This window comes from Flavobacterium sp. Root420 (genome assembly GCF_001427905.1).
Taxonomy (GTDB): Bacteria; Bacteroidota; Bacteroidia; order Flavobacteriales; family Flavobacteriaceae; genus Flavobacterium.
In genome coordinates, this window is record NZ_LMEF01000002.1 from 206,611 (window position 1) to 224,289 (window position 17,679).

The window sequence follows — 17,679 nt, forward strand, 5'->3', positions numbered from 1 at the left end:
GTAATAAAATGACATAAAAAAAGAGCTATTTTTTAATAGCTCTATGTTCATAACTAACAATTCTTTTTAGTATCCAATTATTATCTTTTCGTTCCCAAATATGAACAAATTTTCCGGTTCCTGAGGGTTTTCCATCAACATAGAAAGTGTGTTCGCCTATTTGCACAGCTCCAAAATCGCCTAATTTATCAATGGTACAGGAATTTAATTTTCTGGTCAGTTTCTCAGATCTTCCACATTTATCGAGTAATGATTTTATTTCATTTCCTTTTGAGGTGTTTAATCCGGAACGATCGTCGTAAAATTCGATATCATCAGCTATTATTTTTTTAAAAAGTGCAGCATCACATTGATTGAAAGAAACATCAAATAACAAACTGTCCATCTTCATAATTTCTGTTTTTAAAACATCCATTTTTAAAACTTCACTGTTGGTCTGCGCTTTCACCTCCCTGCTTAAAAAAAGCATAAAAAGAACTAATACATTCATCATAGGTTCCATAGTTTTGATTTTCTTGCGATTCATTATTTCGTTTCGATATCAATCAGTTTCTGTCCATTTTCTCCAAGATAATTCAAAAGAAGCTTTTCATAAACTTTGTAGCCATCGTCAACATTGGTGAAAATTATAAGGCCTTGTTTTGTTTTTGGAAGAAGAAAAAAAAGAGTTTGCACACCCTGATCTGCACCACTGTGCGACAAAGCATAATTATCATTTCGTAAATCATAGATTTCAAAACCCAAACCGAAGTATTTATCTTTTTTCTTTTGAGCAACCTGATGCGAACTCATTTCCTCAAAAACCTTTTTACTCAAACCATCTCCGTTCATTACGCTGCACAAAAAAGTGCCGTAATCCTGAATGGTAGTTAATAAGTCATCAGCAGCATTTGCGACTTTGTTTTTAACAGGTTCATATGCATTTCCTTTATTGTCGTAATTAATGGCATATCTCGAAACATCGGTTATATCATTCCAGATGAATTTAGTATCATTCATTTTTAGCGGTTTAAAAATTAATTCATCCGCAAGTTGATCTAATGTTTTATGGAATTTCTTTTCAAGAGCTTTTCGTAAATATTCCATTCCTTCACCTGAATAGGAATATTGAGTTCCGGGTTTAAATTTGAAATCTAATTTTTTGGACTCGTTCATATATCTCCAGTTCGGGAAACCGGTTTGATGACTCAACACAATTCTTGTAGTAAGTAATTTATGATTCGGATCATTGGCAACATCCGGATCGATCCAATAGTTGTATAAAGGTTCGTCTAAATTCCATTTTCCCTGGCTTACCAATTTCAACGCCACTATTGCGGTTACGGGTTTGGTTAATGAGGCGACATTCCAAATGGTGTTGTATGGTGCCGAAACACCTTTTTTGAGTTCGCCAAATACCTTTATTTCTTGTAATTTTCCATTGTTAATGACGCCAATTCCGAGAGTTGGAACATTATTTTGTTTTAGCCATTTTTCGATTTCTTTGTCATTATCAAAAATGCCTGATTTTGTTCCGGCTGTGCTGGTTGTTTGGTGATCATAACTAAACGATCTTCTTAGTTTCCAAACGCCATTTTGTAATAGCCAAACGTGGGTAAATTTAGCTGTACTTCCAAAATGTTCTTTTGCGTCTGCAAGTGATTCATTTTTACCGACTGATTTTTCATAAAATTGATGAATACCCATTTGTATTGCGCCGTATAAAACACCTTTTTTATATAACGGATAAACTTCGGTGCTATTCGGAACCAAATATCTTCTGGATTTATAAGTGTCTGGAGAACCACACAGACCTTTTTTAAGATTACGGAGAAATTGAGCCTTATCAGAAATACTGTCTTTATCGTGATAAAATTCGAAATCCTCAGTATATAAGTTTTCAAATTGGGTTATGTCGCAAGTATTAAAACCAACATTAAATAGTAGGCTGTCTTTTGACATAATGGTTTTGTATAAGGCCGAGTTTTTTTCTTCCTGAGAAAATCCAAAATGGATTTGGAAGAACAGAATTCCAATTAAAATGGTTTTTAAATGGAAAAATGATGGATTGATTTTCATTTGTGATTTATTATTGATTGATGATTGCAAAATTAAATCAATGAACGACCACAAAATTGTATAAATGCGAAATCTTATCTTTTTTTGGAAAGAAAATACGAACCCGAATTGAACATTTTTGGAGTTGTTTTCATCACATCTTTGAATTGTTTTATAAAATGTGACTGATCAAAATATTGATTGTAAAGTGCAACATCGGTTAGTTTTAGTTTTTCTAAACCAGAATTCACCATTTGGTCGACCGATTTTCTAAATTTCAGAATCTGAATGTATTTTTTAATCGTAAGTCCGGTTGCCGATTTAAATTTGATTTGAAGCATTCGTTGAGAAACATTTAGAACTTTTCCAATTTCCGAAACTGAAATCTCTTCATGGCGAAGTTTGATAGTTTCACAGATTTTTTCAATTGTGTTTTTTGAAGAATTAATCGAATCTAATTCTTCAAAGTAAGTATTGATTCTATTTAATAAAAGAAAGATATCGTTGTTTAAAACAGAATCATTTTCGGTTACAAAAGGCAAATCAGATTGATCAATTTTGATAATAGAATCGACAAAATTATTCAAGTCATAATTCGGAAAAAATGAAAGTGTCCAGGCGTGTAGTTGAATAATCGTAACTTTAGTTTTGGGTTGAATATTAACCAAAACTTTATTGGTCATTTGCGAACAAAAGTAAAAACCTTCGTTCATAATATATTTGTTTTTGCTTGTGTGAACTTCTATTGCATTTCCGCTCACAATAGCGATATTAAAACAGCCATTTGGTAAAACCAATTTGTTTTCGATCAGGCTTTCGCCGATGCTGTTGTCAAGACACCAAATCTTATTCACGAACCTTTCGCAATTTTTGCTGACATAATGTTCTGAATAAAGGTTCATTTATTGTATTATGTTAGAGAGTTTTTTCTGGTTTTTAAATTGAAATTTCTACGCTAAATTACCATTTTTTACATTACAATAACAGAACGCATTTTTTCTAGTTAAACTCCGAAAAATATTCTCGTTTAGTAGCTTCCCATTCCTCTAAAATAATACTATAATAAACATCATCCTTACTCTTTCCTTCAGAATCGACATAATTATTTCTAAAGATACCTTCTTTAACGGCACCCAATTTTTCAATCGCTCTTTGTGATTTTTTGTTTTCCAAATCAGCACTAAATTGTATTCTTTTGAATTGAATATTTTCGAAACCGAAATTTAGTAATTCATACTTGCAGGCTTTGTTTAAACCTGTTCCCTGAAATGCTTTTCCGTACCAGGTCCAGCCAATTTCACATTTTTGACTTGCATGGTTAAGGTAGCCATATCGTGTACTTCCGGCAACTTTGTTGGTGGCTTTGTCAATAATTAAAAAGGGATAACAAATGCCGTCCTCTTTTTGTTTTAAGGTGTTTGTTATGTAGTTTTCGAAGTCAGTTTCAGTTCGCACATACATTCCCATATATTTCCAGATTTCATCATCAAAAATGATTTCTTTGAGTTCTTGGTTTCTTTCGTTTTCAAATGGGAGTAATAAAACGCGTTCGTTTTCTAAAATGATGTTTGATTGTAATAGTTCGCTATTCATTGGTTTCTGTTTTGCCACGAAGACATAAAGACGCAAAGTTTTTTTCTCGCAGATTTGGCAGATCTGGCAGATTTTTTTTAAATCATTTTAATCCTTTAATCTGTGGTTAAAAAAACTTTGCGCTTTTGCGCCTTTGCGAGATTATTTCTTCAACGAAAATAGTTCTTTTCAGATTCCTAATAAATTTATAAAAACGAGATTTTGTTATGAAAACGGGTCTTGCATGAGGGATAGAGGCGGTATCCTTTTATGGAGAGAAGCGGAATAAAAGATATAGCCGAAAGCCCGACCCGCTTTTTTCGGCGGGTCATGCCCATATAAATCATAAATATTTCCTTTATTTTTAAGCTCTTGTAGAATTATTACCTATTTTTACGATCTTATATTTAGATTTTTCTTGATGCAAACTTCACTAAAAATTGCCGTTGTAGGTTCTGGATTGGTAGGATCGCTATTGGCAATTTACCTTAAAAAAGCAGGTCACACCGTTCATGTTTATGATCGTAGTCCTGATATTCGCAAAATTAATTTCTCGGGTCGTTCTATAAATCTGGCAATGTCTAACCGGGGATGGAGAGCGCTTGATGGTGTTGGCGTTGGCGATGCGGTTCGTGAAATCGCGATTCCGATGGACAAACGTGCGATTCATTTGGTGGATAAACTCAATTTTCAGAATTACGGGCAGGAAGGCGAATCGATTTATTCGATTTCAAGAGGAACTTTGAACCGAAAAATGATTGATCTTGCGGAACAAGCGGGAGCAGAGTTTTATTTTGAAGAAAAAATCTGGGATGTAACGCTGAGCGATGCGACTTTGCATATTGGCGAAACCGAAAGAGGGGAGTGGGAAGAGAAAAAATACGATATGGTTTTTGGTGCCGATGGTGCTTTTTCGAGAATTCGACACAGAATGCAACGCCAGAGTATGTTCAATTATTCGCAGGAATTTTTGAATATGGGTTACAAAGAATTGAATATTCCGGCCAATGCCGACGGAACTCACAAACTGGATAAAAACTCGTTTCATATCTGGCCTCGCGGTAAATACATGTTGATTGCGCTTCCTAATTTAGATGGAAGTTTTACGTGTACTTTATTTATGCCTTTTGAGGGTGAAAATTCGTTTGAATCCCTAACAGACCGAAAAATGGTCGAAGATTTCTTTGAGAAAAACTTCCCGGACTCGATTGAAGTGATTCCGAAGCTGGCAGAGGATTTCTTTAAGAATCCAACAAGTACTTTGGTTACGATGAAATGTTTTCCGTGGACTTATGAAGATAAAATTGCTTTAATTGGAGATGCCTGTCATGCCATTGTTCCGTTTTACGGACAAGGAATGAATGCCGGTTTTGAAGACATTACGGTTCTGAATGAAATGATTGAAAAATACGGAAACGACTGGAAAAAGATTTTCTCTGAATATCAAATTTCGCGCAAACCAAATGCCGATGCCATTGCAGAACTATCATATCGCAATTTCATGGAAATGAGTACCAAAACTGCCGATGAAAAATTCTTATTACAAAAGAAAATTGAAAAAGCATTTTCAGATAAATACCCAGATAAATGGATTCCATTGTACAGTCGTGTAACTTTTAGCGACCGTCCCTATGCCGAAGCTTTGGCAATTGGAGATTTCCAAAACGAAATCATGGAAGAGATTCTAAAACTCAATAATATTGAAAATATTTGGAACACCCCGGAAGTAGAAAATAAGATTCTGGAGTTGTTGCAAAACGCATAATTTTTTTTCACCATATAAGTGATATAAGTTTATTTTATATATGCAGTAAACCCGACAGGTTTTAAAAACCTGTCGGGTTTCTTGTAGAATCAATCTATTGCTTTAAAACACGTAATTTTTTACACCATATAAGTTCATTTAATCTAGATGCAAAGTTTTAAATGAACTTATATCACTTATATGGTGAGATTTTATTTTTTAAAGATTTTTGATAGTACGCCAAAAACACCTCTTATAAAGGTAGCGCTCGTTACCACTTTCAAAACTGATTTCCCAACAACGCTGGCTGTACTAGGTTCAGATTTTGAAGATTTAGTTGGTGTTTGTTCTTCTTGCTCGGCTGCAGCTTGTGTAGCATCTTCGATTTTTTTGCATAACAATTCATAAGCACTTTCGCGATCAATTTCCTCGTTATATTTTTTAACCAGTTTTGATTTGTTGTTTATTTCGTCGATTTCTGATGAAGTCAGAATATCCATTCGGCTTTGTGGCGCACGCATCATGGTTGCAACAAGCGGGGTTGGAACTCCTTTTTCGTTTAGAGCCGTAACCAAAGCTTCTCCAATTCCCAGACTTGTCAATAATTCATCTGTTTTATAATAAGGAGAGGTTGGATAATTATCAGCTGTTTTTTTGATGGCCTGACGGTCGTTTGCTGTAAATGCTCTTAAAGCATGCTGAATCTTTAATCCTAATTGAGCCAAAACTCCACTTGGAACATCCATTGGATTTTGAGTTACAAAATAAACCCCAATACCTTTAGAACGAATCAGTTTTACAATAGTTTCAATTTGTTCTAATAAAGCTTTACTGGCTTCATTGAAAATTAAATGTGCTTCATCAATAAAAATGACTAATTCAGGTTGTTCTGCATCTCCTTTTTCAGGCATTTTCTGGTAAATCTCAGCTAATAAACTCAACATAAAAGTAGAGAATAATTTAGGCTTGTCCTGAATATCCGTCAGGCGGATGATGTTTACGTATCCTTTTCCATTTTCGTCAATGCGCATTAAATCATCAATCTCAAACGACAATTCGCCAAAAAACAAATCAGCTCCTTGTTGTTCCAATTCAATGATTTTTCTCAAAATCGTTCCGGTTGTTGCCGTTGAGATTTTGCCATAACTCGCAGCGATTTCGTCTTTGCCTTCCTCAGTAATATAATTGATAATTTTTTTAATGTCTTTTAAATCTAATAGAGGCATCTGATTATCATCGCAATATTTAAAAATGACAGCGACAACTCCAGCTTGCGTATCATTTAAATCCAAAATTCGGGAAAATAATACCGGACCAAATTCAGAAACAGTTGCGCGCAGGCGAACTCCGTGTTGTTTTGATAATGACATTAATTCAACAGGAAATGAAGCTATATTATAAGGTATGTTTATTTTGGTGTGGCGCTCCGTTATAAAACCTTCTTCTTTTCCTTCTTTTGCAATACCACTAAAATCACCTTTTATATCCATCATCAAAACAGGAATTCCGGCATTTGATAATTGTTCTGAAAAAACCTGAATAGTTTTGGTTTTTCCTGTTCCGGTTGCTCCGGCAATCAGGCCGTGACGATTTAATGTTTTAAGAGGGATTTTTACATGAGCCTCAGCAATTGGCTCCCCATCCAGCATAGCGCCTCCCAAAATAATACTGTCGCCTTTCGAAAGATAGCCTGTATTAATATCCTGAATGAAATTATCTTTTTTATTCATGTTTTATTTGTAATTTAGATGATTATAAGAGTAATGCTTAATTTTTTAAGAATTTCGATATATATATTTTAGTAGGAAAAAGCTATTTTTGATTAAAAATATGATAAAAAAAAATTTCGCAACTTTTTAAGAAGATATCAACGGAATCTTTGAATATTTACTAAAACGTTGTAATTTTCCCATATTTCGTCGTGTTTTTTGTTTTATCAAAAAAATAGAGTTGGCAATTTAATGAGATATTTTTTAAATTGACGTTAAATTTCCTTCAATAAAATTAAAAAAAGTTTTTTTATTTAAACTAAACGTATAAATTTGCTCCTCTACAAGTTAAATATAACTAAAAAATAAAAATTATTTAAAACTATTAAAATTAAAAAAAATGGCAAACGTTAAAGTTAAAAAAGAAAGCACTTCAAATGGAGGAGGAATGATTACTGGAATCATTATTGTTGCGTGTATTTTAGTTGGGGTGTTTATTTGGAAAGTAATCATGGGAGACGCAGCGAACTTCGAAGGAGGAAATCCAGAAACAGGTCACCCAATCAATACATTAGGACAGGTATATAAAGGAGGATTTATTGTACCAGTATTATTAGGTATGTTTTTAATGGTTGTTGTTTTTTCAATTGAAAGATTTATCGTTATCGGAAAAGCTGCTGGAAAAGCGAACTTAGATAAATTTATGAAAAGCGTTCAAGGAAGTATCAAAGAAGGAAACATCGAGGCTGCTATTGCTTCATGTGACAAACAACAAGGTTCAGTTGCAAATGCAATTAAATCTGCTTTGATTAAATATCAAGATGTTAAAAAAGAAGGTTTCAACAGTGAAGAAGCTTCTGAAGTAATCCACAAAGAAATCGAAGAGGCAACTTCATTAGAAATGCCAATGTTAGAAAAAAATATGACTATTATCTCTACTTTAGTATCATTAGGAACTTTAGGAGGATTATTAGGAACTGTATCAGGAATGATTAAAGCGTTTGGTGCGTTAGCTTCTGCTGGAACTCCAGATCAGGCTGCTCTTGCAACAGGTATTTCTGAGGCACTTATCAACACTGCAACAGGTATCTCTACTTCTATCTTAGCTATCGTTTCTTACAACTTCTTTACTGCTAAAATTGATGATTTAACTTACTCTATCGATGAGGCTGGTACTACAATCGTGAATACTTACAGAAGATTCAGAGGAAGTTTGAAACAATAATTAATTTTTGATATTAATTATCAGAATAAAAATAAAAGAGAATGGCTAAAATAAAAATGAAAAAAAAGTCTACATCGACAGATATGACTGCCATGTGTGATGTTGCGTTCCTTTTGCTTACGTTCTTTATTTTGACCGCTACTGCTAAGGTGCCTGAAGCACTTCCTGTAGATATGCCTGCTTCTGTTGCTGAATTTAAATTGCCTGATACAGATTTGGCAATTATTACAGTAGGAAAAGGTGCAGACGGGAAAAGCAAAGTGTTTTTTGACCTAAAAGGAAGAGAACTTCGTAAAAGGTCTCTTGAAGGAATGGGGGCGAAATTTGGTGTTACTTTTACAGAAGATGATAAAACTAAATTTGCTTTAATGGATGACTTCGGTGTACCAGTTGCAAATTTAAAGCAAATCATTGCTATGAAGGCATCTGAAAGAGTGAAAGCAAATCAACCTGGAATTCCAATCGATTCTTTGGATAATCAATTAAAAGAGTGGCTTTTGGTTTCAAGAAGAGCTGCTATCGATATTGATGATAAAGAATTGCAGATTGCAATTAAAGGAGATGCAAAAGAACAGTATCCACAAATCAAAAAGATTATGGATATTCTACAAGATCAGAAAATCAATTCCTTTAACTTAGTTACAGGTACGAGAGGAAAAGACTTTTAATTAAAAAAGATACACTAAAATGGCTGAATTAAATACCGGCGACGGTGGTGGCGGAAAAGGTGGTAAAGTAAGAAGTAAAAAGCAAAATTCAAAAGTCGATTTAACGGCAATGGTGGATTTGGCATTCTTATTGATCACATTCTTTATGTTAACCACATCGTTGTCAAAACCTCAATCGATGGATTTGTCTCTGCCAGATAAAGATCCGGATTCGACAAAGACAGAAGATACTAAAGTAGATGAAAATCTTACTATGACTGTGATATTAGGAGAAAATAATAAATTGACCTACTATATGGGATTATTATCTGCACCTAAAGTTGGTCCAAAAGATATTGCTTATGGTAAAGATGGTATTCGTAAGGAATTGCTTAAACGAAAGAAATTAGCTACAGAATATGCTGCTTCGATAGGAAAACCTAAAAGTGGGATTATAGTTATCATTAAGCCAACTAAAAAATCGAATTACCGTAATTTAGTGGATATTTTGGATGAAATGGCTATTAGTGGAGTTAAAACTTATGCTATTGTTCCTGAGTTTACAGCAGAAGAAAATAAATTGGTAGAGAAAAAGTAAGTTCTATCTTATTTTAACATCCTAATAATCAAGAAAAATGAAATTAGATATTATAAAAAATCAGTGGCTTGATATCGTATTCGAAGGACGTAATAAGATCTATGGTGCATATGAGTTAAGAAAATCTAACAGTAAAACAACGATAAAAGCACTTATCATTGGTTCTGTTATATTTGCCTTTGCTGTTGCTGCTCCTCTTATTGCTAGTTTTTTGCCAGATTCTGGTGAAGATGAAGTAGATAACAATGTTAAGATTGCTACAGTAAAATTACCTCCTAAAAAAGAGGAAGTAAAACCGAATCAACCACCACCACCACCACCACCACCAAAAGTGGATCAGGTGAAGTTTACAAAACCAGTGGTTGCCAAGGCAGAAGAGGTTACAGAAGATCCTCCAAAAATTGAAGATCTTAAAGATAAAAAAGTAGGTTCTGAAACTATCAAAGGAGATCCGGATGCAGTTTTAACTGTTGATGAGCCAGTAGGTACCGGAACTGCTGCAGTAGTAGAAGAAGATAACCAGGTATATAACACAGCTGGTATCGAAGTAAAACCAGATTTCCCTGGAGGAATTGAGAAGTTCTACAAATTCGTAGGAAACAATTACAAGACTCCGGAAGAAGAAGGTTTGAAAGGTAAAGTTTACGTTACGTTTGTAGTTGAAAAAGACGGTTCATTAACCGACATTAAAGTTCTAAGGGATATCGGTTACGGTACAGGAGCAGAAGCAATTCGTGTTCTTAAAAAATGTCCAAGATGGACACCTGGTGAGCAAAATGGTAAAAAAGTTAGGGTATTATATTCTCTTCCTATTACTATTCAATCTGCAGAATAATGTTAAAAGATATGCTTAATAATATTCAGAAGAAATCGCTCAAAGAGCGATTTCTTCTTGTTTTAGGAATACTGTTTTTTTTAATATATCTTGTGCTTGGTTTAATGATTATGTTTTGGGAGAAATTGCCGTTAAACATGGAACCTAAATATAGATATGCTTTTGGTGGTTTGTTGATCGTTTATTCGGCAATCCGTTTTCTGAGATTAATTAATTCAAACGCTGAGTAAATATGTTAAAATACAGTAAAGTTTTTGGTTTGGTAGCTTTTGTTTTTTTGTTTGCAATGTGCAACCAAAAAAGCAAGAATGAATCAGGTAAAGAGACAATTCTAAAAGGAGCTATTGAAATTACAGTTGATGAAACTGTAAAACCAATTGTTGATGATCAGGTTGCTGTTTTTGAAGGAACTTACTATGATGCAAAAATTACAGTTAAACCAAAATCTGAAGCGGAGGTTATAAACGATTTATTAGATCAGAAAGCTAAAGTAGTTGTTGTTACGAGAGATTTGACAACAGAAGAAAAAAGCAGATTCGAAAAGAATAAAATAAATCCCAGAGTTACTCCATTTGCAACCGATGCAATTGCTTTAATTTCAAACAAAAGCAATAATGATACATTAATTGCGTTGAAAGCTGTACTAGATTTTATGCAGGGTAAAACAAATACAGGAATTAAAGGTCTTGTTTTTGATAATCCAAATTCAAGCACGGTTCGTTATATGAAGGAATTAGCTAAGGTAAAAGAGATTCCGGCTACTGGTGTTTTTTCTTTTAAAACAAATGATGAAGTGATTAAATTTGTTTCTGAAAATGATGGGATGATTGGGGTAGTTGGTGTTAATTGGTTGTCACAGCCTTCTCCAAATATGATCGAGACAATTAAGAAAATTAATGTTATAAGTGTAAAAGGCTTAAATGATAATAAGTATTATAACCCAAGCCAAACTGATATTGCATTAAAAAAATACCCTTTGGCACGTGATTTGTTTATTATAAATTGTCAAGGGTATTCTGGATTAGGGATGGGTTTTGCTTCATTCATCGCAGGTGATATTGGACAAAGAATCGTGTTGAAATCCGGATTGATGCCTGTCAGAACTCCTGGAAGAAAACTTAAAATTAGAAATGAAATTATTAACGATAAAGAATAAATTAATTACAATAAAGATGAATAAATTTAAAATTTTTAGTCTTGCCTTAGTTGCTTCAGCTTCTGTTGCAAAAGCGCAAGATATAAACCAGGCCAAAAAGGCAATTGATGCTGAACAATTTGAGAAAGCTAAATCTTTGCTGAAATCAATCATCAAAGCTAAACCTTCTGATGGGGAAGCTAACTTTGTATTGGGTAATATTTACTTAAATCAGGCTATTGTTGATTCTGCTAAAATTTATTACTTAAATGGTTTAGAAGCTGCTGACAAGAAAAACTTAAATTATATTGGTTTAGGTCAGTTAGATCTTGATTCAAAAAATACAGCTTCTGCTCAGGCTAATTTTGGTTTAGCTACAAAAGATATAAAGCGTAAAGATGTAAATGAATTTATTTACATTGGTAGAGCCTATATGAACTCTACAAGTCCTGATTATACAAATGCAATTGCAAGTTTGAAACGTGCTTTAGCACTTGAGCCTCAAAATGCAACGGCGCTTTTGGCAATTGGTGATGCTTATTATGGAGCAAATAATCAAAATGATGCTTACAAAGCGTATCGTGACGCATTTACTGCAGATCCAACACTTTTAAGAGCGAAAATGCAATTAGGTGTTTTATTAAAAGGTGCTAAATCATATGATGAAGCGATTAAAGCTTTCAATGAAGTTATTGCTATTGATGCTAATTACGGACCAGTTTACAGAGAATTGGCTGAAACTTATTACAAGTGGGCAAGAAACAAACCTTCTACAAGACAAACAAATTATCAAAAAGCAATTCAAAACTACGAGAAATACCTGAGTCTAACAGATTATTCTATGAACTCTAGAATGCGTCATGCTGATTTCTTGATTTTAGTTGAAGATTATAAAGCTCTTGAAAAGGAAGCAAACAAAATGATTGAGTTGGATAAAGTTAATCCTAGAATTTACAGATATTTAGGATATTCTGCTTATGAAAATGGTAATTATGACATTGCGATTAAATCATTAGAAGATTACATGAAAGTGCCTTCTAACAAAGTTATTGCAAAAGATAATTTATACTTAGGATTTGCTAAAATTAAAAAAGGAACTGATGCTGCTGGTGTAGTTGACCCTGCTGCTTTTGAGGCTGGTCTAGCTGAAATCAAAAAAGCAGTTGCCGTGGAGCCATTAGCTGTTGAAGATCTTGGGGATTTCGGTAAAGAATTGTTTGGTAAAAAACAATATAATCAAGCTGCTGCAATTTATGAATTGAGCACTACTAATACTGAGCAAAAAAATTATCTAAATGATAATGTATACTATGGTATTTCTCTTTATTATGCAAATGCAAATAAAGAAAAAACTGCGATGGATGCTGCCGCTTTAACTAAGGCTGATGCTGCTTTTGACAGAGTATTAGTTGCTTCTCCAACTTATGATGAGGCTTACTTGTACAAAGGAAGAATCAATAACTTATTGGAGAAAGATGATTTAATTATCAAAAACTACCAGGAGTATATCACTAGAACAACTGCAAAAGGTGCTGAAGAATTAGCAAAACCTGCAACAGTTAAAAAAGTTGTGGAATCGTACAATTCAATTGGTGCTGCTTATGCTAACACTGATAAAGCAAAAGCTATTGAATATTTCAATAAAAGTTTGACTTTAGACCCAACTAATGCTTACGCTACTCAATCTGTGAAAGCTTTAAAATAAGAAAAGTTATTTACTAAATATAAAACCGATAGTTTCTTGAACTATCGGTTTTTTTTGTTCCGTATTTAATTGACTATCTTTGCACTTTAAAATAAAATAATGTTATCAAAAGAAATACAATTAGAAGTTAATAAAGGAGCGATGTTGCCTTTGATGGAAGAATTTTATACCATTCAGGGAGAAGGTTTTCATACGGGTACAGCCGCATATTTTATTAGAATTGGAGGCTGTGATGTTGGTTGTCACTGGTGTGATGTGAAGGAGAGTTGGAATGCTGAATTACATCCGCCAACAAGTGTTGATTTAATTGTAAAGAATGCTTCAAGTTATGCCGATACTGTTGTTATTACTGGTGGAGAGCCTTTAACTTGGGACATGAGTTTGTTAACCCAGCAATTAAAAGATAAAAATTTAAAAGTTCATATTGAAACTTCCGGAGCATATCCGCTTTCAGGAACCTGGGATTGGATTTGTCTTTCACCTAAAAAGAATAAATTGCCTACTCAGACCGTATATGATAATGCGCATGAGTTAAAGGTGATTATTTACAATAAACATGATTTTATCTTTGCAGAAGAGCAAGCAGAACTCGTTAATGATAACGCGATTTTATTCCTTCAGCCAGAATGGAGTAAAAAAGAAGAAATGACTCCTTTGATTGTTGATTATGTAATGAATAATCCAAAATGGAGAGTTTCACTTCAGACTCATAAATATTTGAATATTCCGTAAATAGAATAAAAAAATCTCTTCAACTGAAGAGATTTTTTGTTTAGTAAAGTGTTTACAATGTGTAAAAAAGAAACAGCTTTGCTTTATTTCCAGTTTTTGTATTTTTTTAAATTGGTGATATGTGCCAAATGATGATTTCCATGCCAGGCATAGGTCCCGATAATTTGTTTAATTCGATATTCAGAATTATTTTCGGGATGAATAAATGATTTTTCTAAATCAGCTTCTGATAAATTTTTCATTATGAAGGCTAATCGATAATGTAATCCTTCCAGTAAATTTAATGTTGGTTGAATTGGCATTTTTAAATTATCGGGTAATTCAGACCATAATACTTCATCGTATGCTTTTATCACAGGATTATTTTCAGTCAGAGCCCATTTGATTCTAATGAAACAATTCATATGACTTTCAGCGCAATGATGAATTACTTGACGTACGGTCCATCCGCCAGGGCGATAAGGCGTGTCTAATTGTTCATCGTTTAAATGAAGAGTCTCTTTTTTTATTCTTTCAGGAAAAGTGACAATTTCTTCGATTTTATCTGAAATGTATTCAGGCGTAAAGGACGAAGGTGTTTTAAATTTCCCAATGGGAAATTTTAATTTCTCTAAATCTAATTCTTCCATAATAGTATAATGATATTTTTATATTGAAAGTCTGGCTAAATAATCATAATGTTCTCCCTCTAAAAGAAGTTCACATTTTAGCTCGTTTGCAATAGCAGCGTTTTGCAGTGTATTATAATCCAAATATAACCAATCAAATGGTTCTTCTTTTTCACCTTTGTAAGAAATATTAAATACTAGTTCACCGTAATAATCGTTATTAGACGGAATCCATTTCCCGCCGTCTTCATCTTCATCAAACATATAGATAATATCAGAACTGTCCAATAGAATTTGACCACCAGGATTTAAAAGCGATTTAAGTTTTGATAAATATTTGTTACAGTTGTCTAATTTTCCAAAAATCCCAACCCCATTCATTAATAATATAATGGTGTCAAATTTTTCTCCATCAAAATCTAATATATTTTGAACTTTAGCATTGGTAATACCACGAAGTTTGCAGGTTGCTATTGCTTTTTCTGAAATATCGATGGAAGTTACATTTAAATTACGATCATTTTGTAATGATAAACTGTGACTTCCGGCTCCGCAACCCACATCTAAGGTTTTTCCGAAAGCTAATTGTAGTGCTTTTTGTTCCAGTTTTGGCATTTCATTATAAGAACGGAATAAGTAATCGACACTCATTTCATCTTCTTCAGAAATAGAAGTTTCTGTTATTATGTTTTCAGGTGAATTATTGGTCTGAAAATCATACATCGCTTTTCCAAAAAGATCTTTCATGGTAATTTAGTTCAAAGTTTAAGGTTTCAAGTTCAAAGTTGTTTAATTTTGCAGATCAACTTTAAATTTTAAACTTGAAACAAATTTTAAATAACTTAAATAAGTTAGCCAAAGATAAGCATATCGAAAACAAAAAGTATTTTGATAAGCTGAAAAAAAAGCAACCGAAGAATTTGGATTACGTTATGCAGGATTTGCATGATGCCGAATTCAAAAAAACGGATTGTTTGCAATGTGCCAATTGTTGTAAAACAACCGGGCCGTTGTTTACTTTGGCCGATATCGAAAGAATTTCAAAATCTTTTAGGCAAAAACCGCAGCAATTCATCGATCAGTATCTTCGAATCGACGAAGACAAAGACTATGTTCTAAAAAGTGTTCCGTGTACTTTTTTGGATAATGAAAACTATTGTATGATTTATGATGTTCGTCCAAAAGCCTGTAGAGAATTTCCACATACAGATCGTAAAAAGTTTCATCAGATTGCAGATCTTACTTTGAAAAATGTAGCAATTTGCCCGGCAGCCTATAATATTGTTGAAGAAATGAAAAAGAAACTGCCTCTTTAGAACTTAAATGTTTTGTAATTGTTTTTCAGGATAATTCTTTTTTGCTTTTTAAAATGTATTTTTGAACAGTTATGAAAATCAAACAAAGAAATAATCATTAATCAGACCTCATAAATTGAATCTAGAATATTTTATAGCCAAAAGACTTATTACTGCTAAAGATTATAAGAGCAGTATTTCGGCACCCATTATTAAAATTGCCATTTCGGCGATCGCTATTGGTATTATTATGATGTTGGTTTCGGTAGCAACCGGAATTGGTCTGCAACAAAAAATACGCGACAAAGTTTCAGCTTTCAATGGTCAGGTTATTATTTCAAATTACGATAATAATAATTCTGAAGTAACCTTAATTCCTATTTCTAAAAAACAAGATTTTTATCCCAATTTTAAATCAGTTCCAGAAGTAAAACATATTCAGGCGATCGCAAGCAAAGCAGGAATCATTAGAACAGAAAATGCTTTTGAAGGAATTATTTTTAAAGGTGTAGGTGCAGATTATGACTGGAATAATATAAAAGAGTATTTAGTCGAAGGTAAATTGCCTGATTTTACCAAAGAATTAAATGAAGAGGTTATAATTTCAAGATTTCTTGCAGATCGCCTAAATTTAAAAGTAGGAGATCAATTCAATACTTTCTTTATTAAAGAAGAGCAGGGTAAAATGCCTAATAGCCGCCGATTTAAAATCACAGGAATTTTTAATTCAGGGTTCCAAAATTTCGATGCAACCTATATAATTGGAGATATTCGCCATATTCAAAGAATAAATAAATGGACACCGGATCAAATTGGTGCATTCGAAGTTTTTGTAAAAGACTTTAACAACATTAAAACGACTGGTGATCAAATTTACGATCAGACATCTTCAAATCTCGATACTAAAACAATAATCGAAAAATACAGTTACATTTTTGACTGGCTACAGCTTTTTGATTTCAATATAATCGTCATTCTTGCTGTAATGATATTAGTGGCGACAATTAATATGGTAGTTGCATTGTTGGTTCTTATTCTCGAGCGCACACAAATGATCGGGATTCTAAAAGCACTCGGCGCAAATAATTGGACAGTTCGTAAGATATTTTTATACAATGCGTTTTATCTTATTGTAAGAGGACTCTTCTGGGGTAACTTAATTGGTATTTCATTATTGCTAATTCAGCAACAATTCGGAGTCATCCATTTAAACCCCGAAAATTATTATGTCAACGTAGCACCAGTCTATATAAACTGGGGTTATATAATATTGTTGAATTTACTAACGGTTACGGTTTGTTTTCTGGTACTATTAATTCCTTCCTATATCATAACCAAGATCTCACCGGTAAAGGCTATTCGTTTTGATTAATTGTTTTACTACATTATAATTTCTAACCCGACAGTTTTCCAAAAGCTGTCGGGTTTGTTTTTTATGCATATATATGTATAAGGAATGAAATACTACTGTAATATAATAAGAGTAGTCCTCTTGTCCTGCTGAGCGTCCCGAGACTTTGGGAGAAGCTCTTGTAATTGAAAATTGGAATTTGGATTTTATTCAGGAGCTATTCCCGCTATCCGTTCCAATCTTTTGCTTTTTAAAGGAAAAAGCAAAAGGATTTCCTCCCGAGGCTTCGGGACTATCGGGGCTAGGGGAGTCGTTTTCAAAAGAAGATGAAGGTTTCCAGAAGAAAAAGGAAGACTCTGCACCATGATACTGTTATAAAGACAACGAAAAACAAAGTAAAATCCAGCTTTGCGACCTTTGCGAATATAAGTTCAAAGAGAGAATACCTTTGCGTCTTTGCGGTAAAATGGCCCAAAATAAGGAAAA

18 protein-coding genes are annotated in these 17,679 nt (G+C 33.4%); 11 read left to right on the top strand and 7 right to left on the bottom strand.

Annotated elements, in window-relative coordinates:
• Positions 1-25: 25 nt before the first annotated feature.
• The 4 genes from ASC72_RS04425 to ASC72_RS04440 all read right to left on the bottom strand — a co-directional run bounded on the left by ASC72_RS04425 (position 26) and on the right by ASC72_RS04440 (position 3,630).
• Positions 26-493, bottom strand: coding sequence for a nuclear transport factor 2 family protein (locus tag ASC72_RS04425; RefSeq protein ID WP_241775618.1), 468 nt, complete (start codon positions 491-493; stop codon positions 26-28).
• A gap of 32 nt (positions 494-525) precedes the next feature.
• The gene (locus tag ASC72_RS04430; protein WP_056187408.1) at positions 526-2,058 is read right to left on the bottom strand and encodes a serine hydrolase; all 1,533 of its coding nucleotides are present in this window, start codon (positions 2,056-2,058) and stop codon (positions 526-528) included.
• A 74-nt stretch (positions 2,059-2,132) separates the two neighbouring features.
• On the bottom strand, positions 2,133-2,891 hold the full coding sequence (locus ASC72_RS04435; RefSeq protein WP_241775620.1) for a helix-turn-helix domain-containing protein: 759 nt from the start codon (positions 2,889-2,891) through the stop codon (positions 2,133-2,135).
• Positions 2,892-3,036: 145 nt separating this feature from the next.
• On the bottom strand, positions 3,037-3,630 hold the full coding sequence (locus ASC72_RS04440; protein ID WP_056187414.1) for a GNAT family N-acetyltransferase: 594 nt from the start codon (positions 3,628-3,630) through the stop codon (positions 3,037-3,039).
• Positions 3,631-4,030: 400 nt separating this feature from the next.
• On the opposite strand from ASC72_RS04440, the gene ASC72_RS04445 reads away from it, so the two are divergent.
• Positions 4,031-5,374 carry an NAD(P)/FAD-dependent oxidoreductase gene (locus ASC72_RS04445; RefSeq protein ID WP_056187418.1) on the top strand — a complete coding sequence of 448 codons (1,344 nt, stop codon included), beginning with the start codon at positions 4,031-4,033 and terminating at the stop codon, positions 5,372-5,374.
• Between the two features lie 191 nt (positions 5,375-5,565).
• Here ASC72_RS04445 and ASC72_RS04450 read toward each other — a convergent pair whose 3' ends face one another.
• On the bottom strand, positions 5,566-7,083 hold the full coding sequence (locus tag ASC72_RS04450) for a helicase HerA-like domain-containing protein (RefSeq protein ID WP_056187422.1): 1,518 nt from the start codon (positions 7,081-7,083) through the stop codon (positions 5,566-5,568).
• A gap of 379 nt (positions 7,084-7,462) precedes the next feature.
• On the opposite strand from ASC72_RS04450, the gene ASC72_RS04455 reads away from it, so the two are divergent.
• The 8 genes from ASC72_RS04455 to ASC72_RS04490 all read left to right on the top strand — a co-directional run bounded on the left by ASC72_RS04455 (position 7,463) and on the right by ASC72_RS04490 (position 13,939).
• Complete coding sequence (locus ASC72_RS04455; RefSeq protein WP_056187425.1) at positions 7,463-8,287, top strand: MotA/TolQ/ExbB proton channel family protein; 825 nt, start codon at positions 7,463-7,465, stop codon at positions 8,285-8,287.
• A 41-nt stretch (positions 8,288-8,328) separates the two neighbouring features.
• Entirely contained in the window at positions 8,329-8,955 is a 627-nt protein-coding gene (locus ASC72_RS04460) for a biopolymer transporter ExbD (RefSeq protein WP_056187428.1), read from the top strand.
• Positions 8,956-8,974: 19 nt separating this feature from the next.
• Entirely contained in the window at positions 8,975-9,532 is a 558-nt protein-coding gene (locus ASC72_RS04465; RefSeq protein ID WP_056187431.1) for a biopolymer transporter ExbD, read from the top strand.
• Between the two features lie 37 nt (positions 9,533-9,569).
• Complete coding sequence (locus ASC72_RS04470) at positions 9,570-10,367, top strand: energy transducer TonB (RefSeq protein WP_056187434.1); 798 nt, start codon at positions 9,570-9,572, stop codon at positions 10,365-10,367.
• Positions 10,367-10,597 (top strand): hypothetical protein, encoded by a 231-nt coding sequence (locus tag ASC72_RS24460; protein ID WP_056187437.1) that lies wholly within the window; start codon positions 10,367-10,369, stop codon positions 10,595-10,597. Before ASC72_RS04470 ends, ASC72_RS24460 begins: the two co-directional genes overlap by 1 nt.
• Positions 10,598-10,599: 2 nt before the next feature.
• Positions 10,600-11,523 (top strand): PstS family phosphate ABC transporter substrate-binding protein, encoded by a 924-nt coding sequence (locus ASC72_RS04480; RefSeq protein WP_056187441.1) that lies wholly within the window; start codon positions 10,600-10,602, stop codon positions 11,521-11,523.
• A gap of 16 nt (positions 11,524-11,539) precedes the next feature.
• Positions 11,540-13,207, top strand: coding sequence for a tetratricopeptide repeat protein (locus ASC72_RS04485; protein WP_056187471.1), 1,668 nt, complete (start codon positions 11,540-11,542; stop codon positions 13,205-13,207).
• A 99-nt stretch (positions 13,208-13,306) separates the two neighbouring features.
• Positions 13,307-13,939 carry a 7-carboxy-7-deazaguanine synthase QueE gene (locus tag ASC72_RS04490; RefSeq protein WP_056187446.1) on the top strand — a complete coding sequence of 211 codons (633 nt, stop codon included), beginning with the start codon at positions 13,307-13,309 and terminating at the stop codon, positions 13,937-13,939.
• Between the two features lie 83 nt (positions 13,940-14,022).
• Here ASC72_RS04490 and ASC72_RS04495 read toward each other — a convergent pair whose 3' ends face one another.
• Entirely contained in the window at positions 14,023-14,568 is a 546-nt protein-coding gene (locus ASC72_RS04495) for a YfiT family bacillithiol transferase (RefSeq protein WP_056187449.1), read from the bottom strand.
• A gap of 18 nt (positions 14,569-14,586) precedes the next feature.
• On the bottom strand, positions 14,587-15,294 hold the full coding sequence (locus ASC72_RS04500; protein WP_056187452.1) for a bifunctional 2-polyprenyl-6-hydroxyphenol methylase/3-demethylubiquinol 3-O-methyltransferase UbiG: 708 nt from the start codon (positions 15,292-15,294) through the stop codon (positions 14,587-14,589).
• A 74-nt stretch (positions 15,295-15,368) separates the two neighbouring features.
• On the opposite strand from ASC72_RS04500, the gene ASC72_RS04505 reads away from it, so the two are divergent.
• Both ASC72_RS04505 and ASC72_RS04510 read left to right on the top strand, forming a co-directional pair.
• Positions 15,369-15,863 carry a YkgJ family cysteine cluster protein gene (locus ASC72_RS04505; RefSeq protein WP_031455300.1) on the top strand — a complete coding sequence of 165 codons (495 nt, stop codon included), beginning with the start codon at positions 15,369-15,371 and terminating at the stop codon, positions 15,861-15,863.
• A gap of 115 nt (positions 15,864-15,978) precedes the next feature.
• Positions 15,979-17,214: an ABC transporter permease gene (locus ASC72_RS04510; protein ID WP_056187455.1), complete on the top strand. Its 1,236-nt coding sequence runs from the start codon at positions 15,979-15,981 to the stop codon at positions 17,212-17,214.
• Positions 17,215-17,679: the final 465 nt, after the last annotated feature.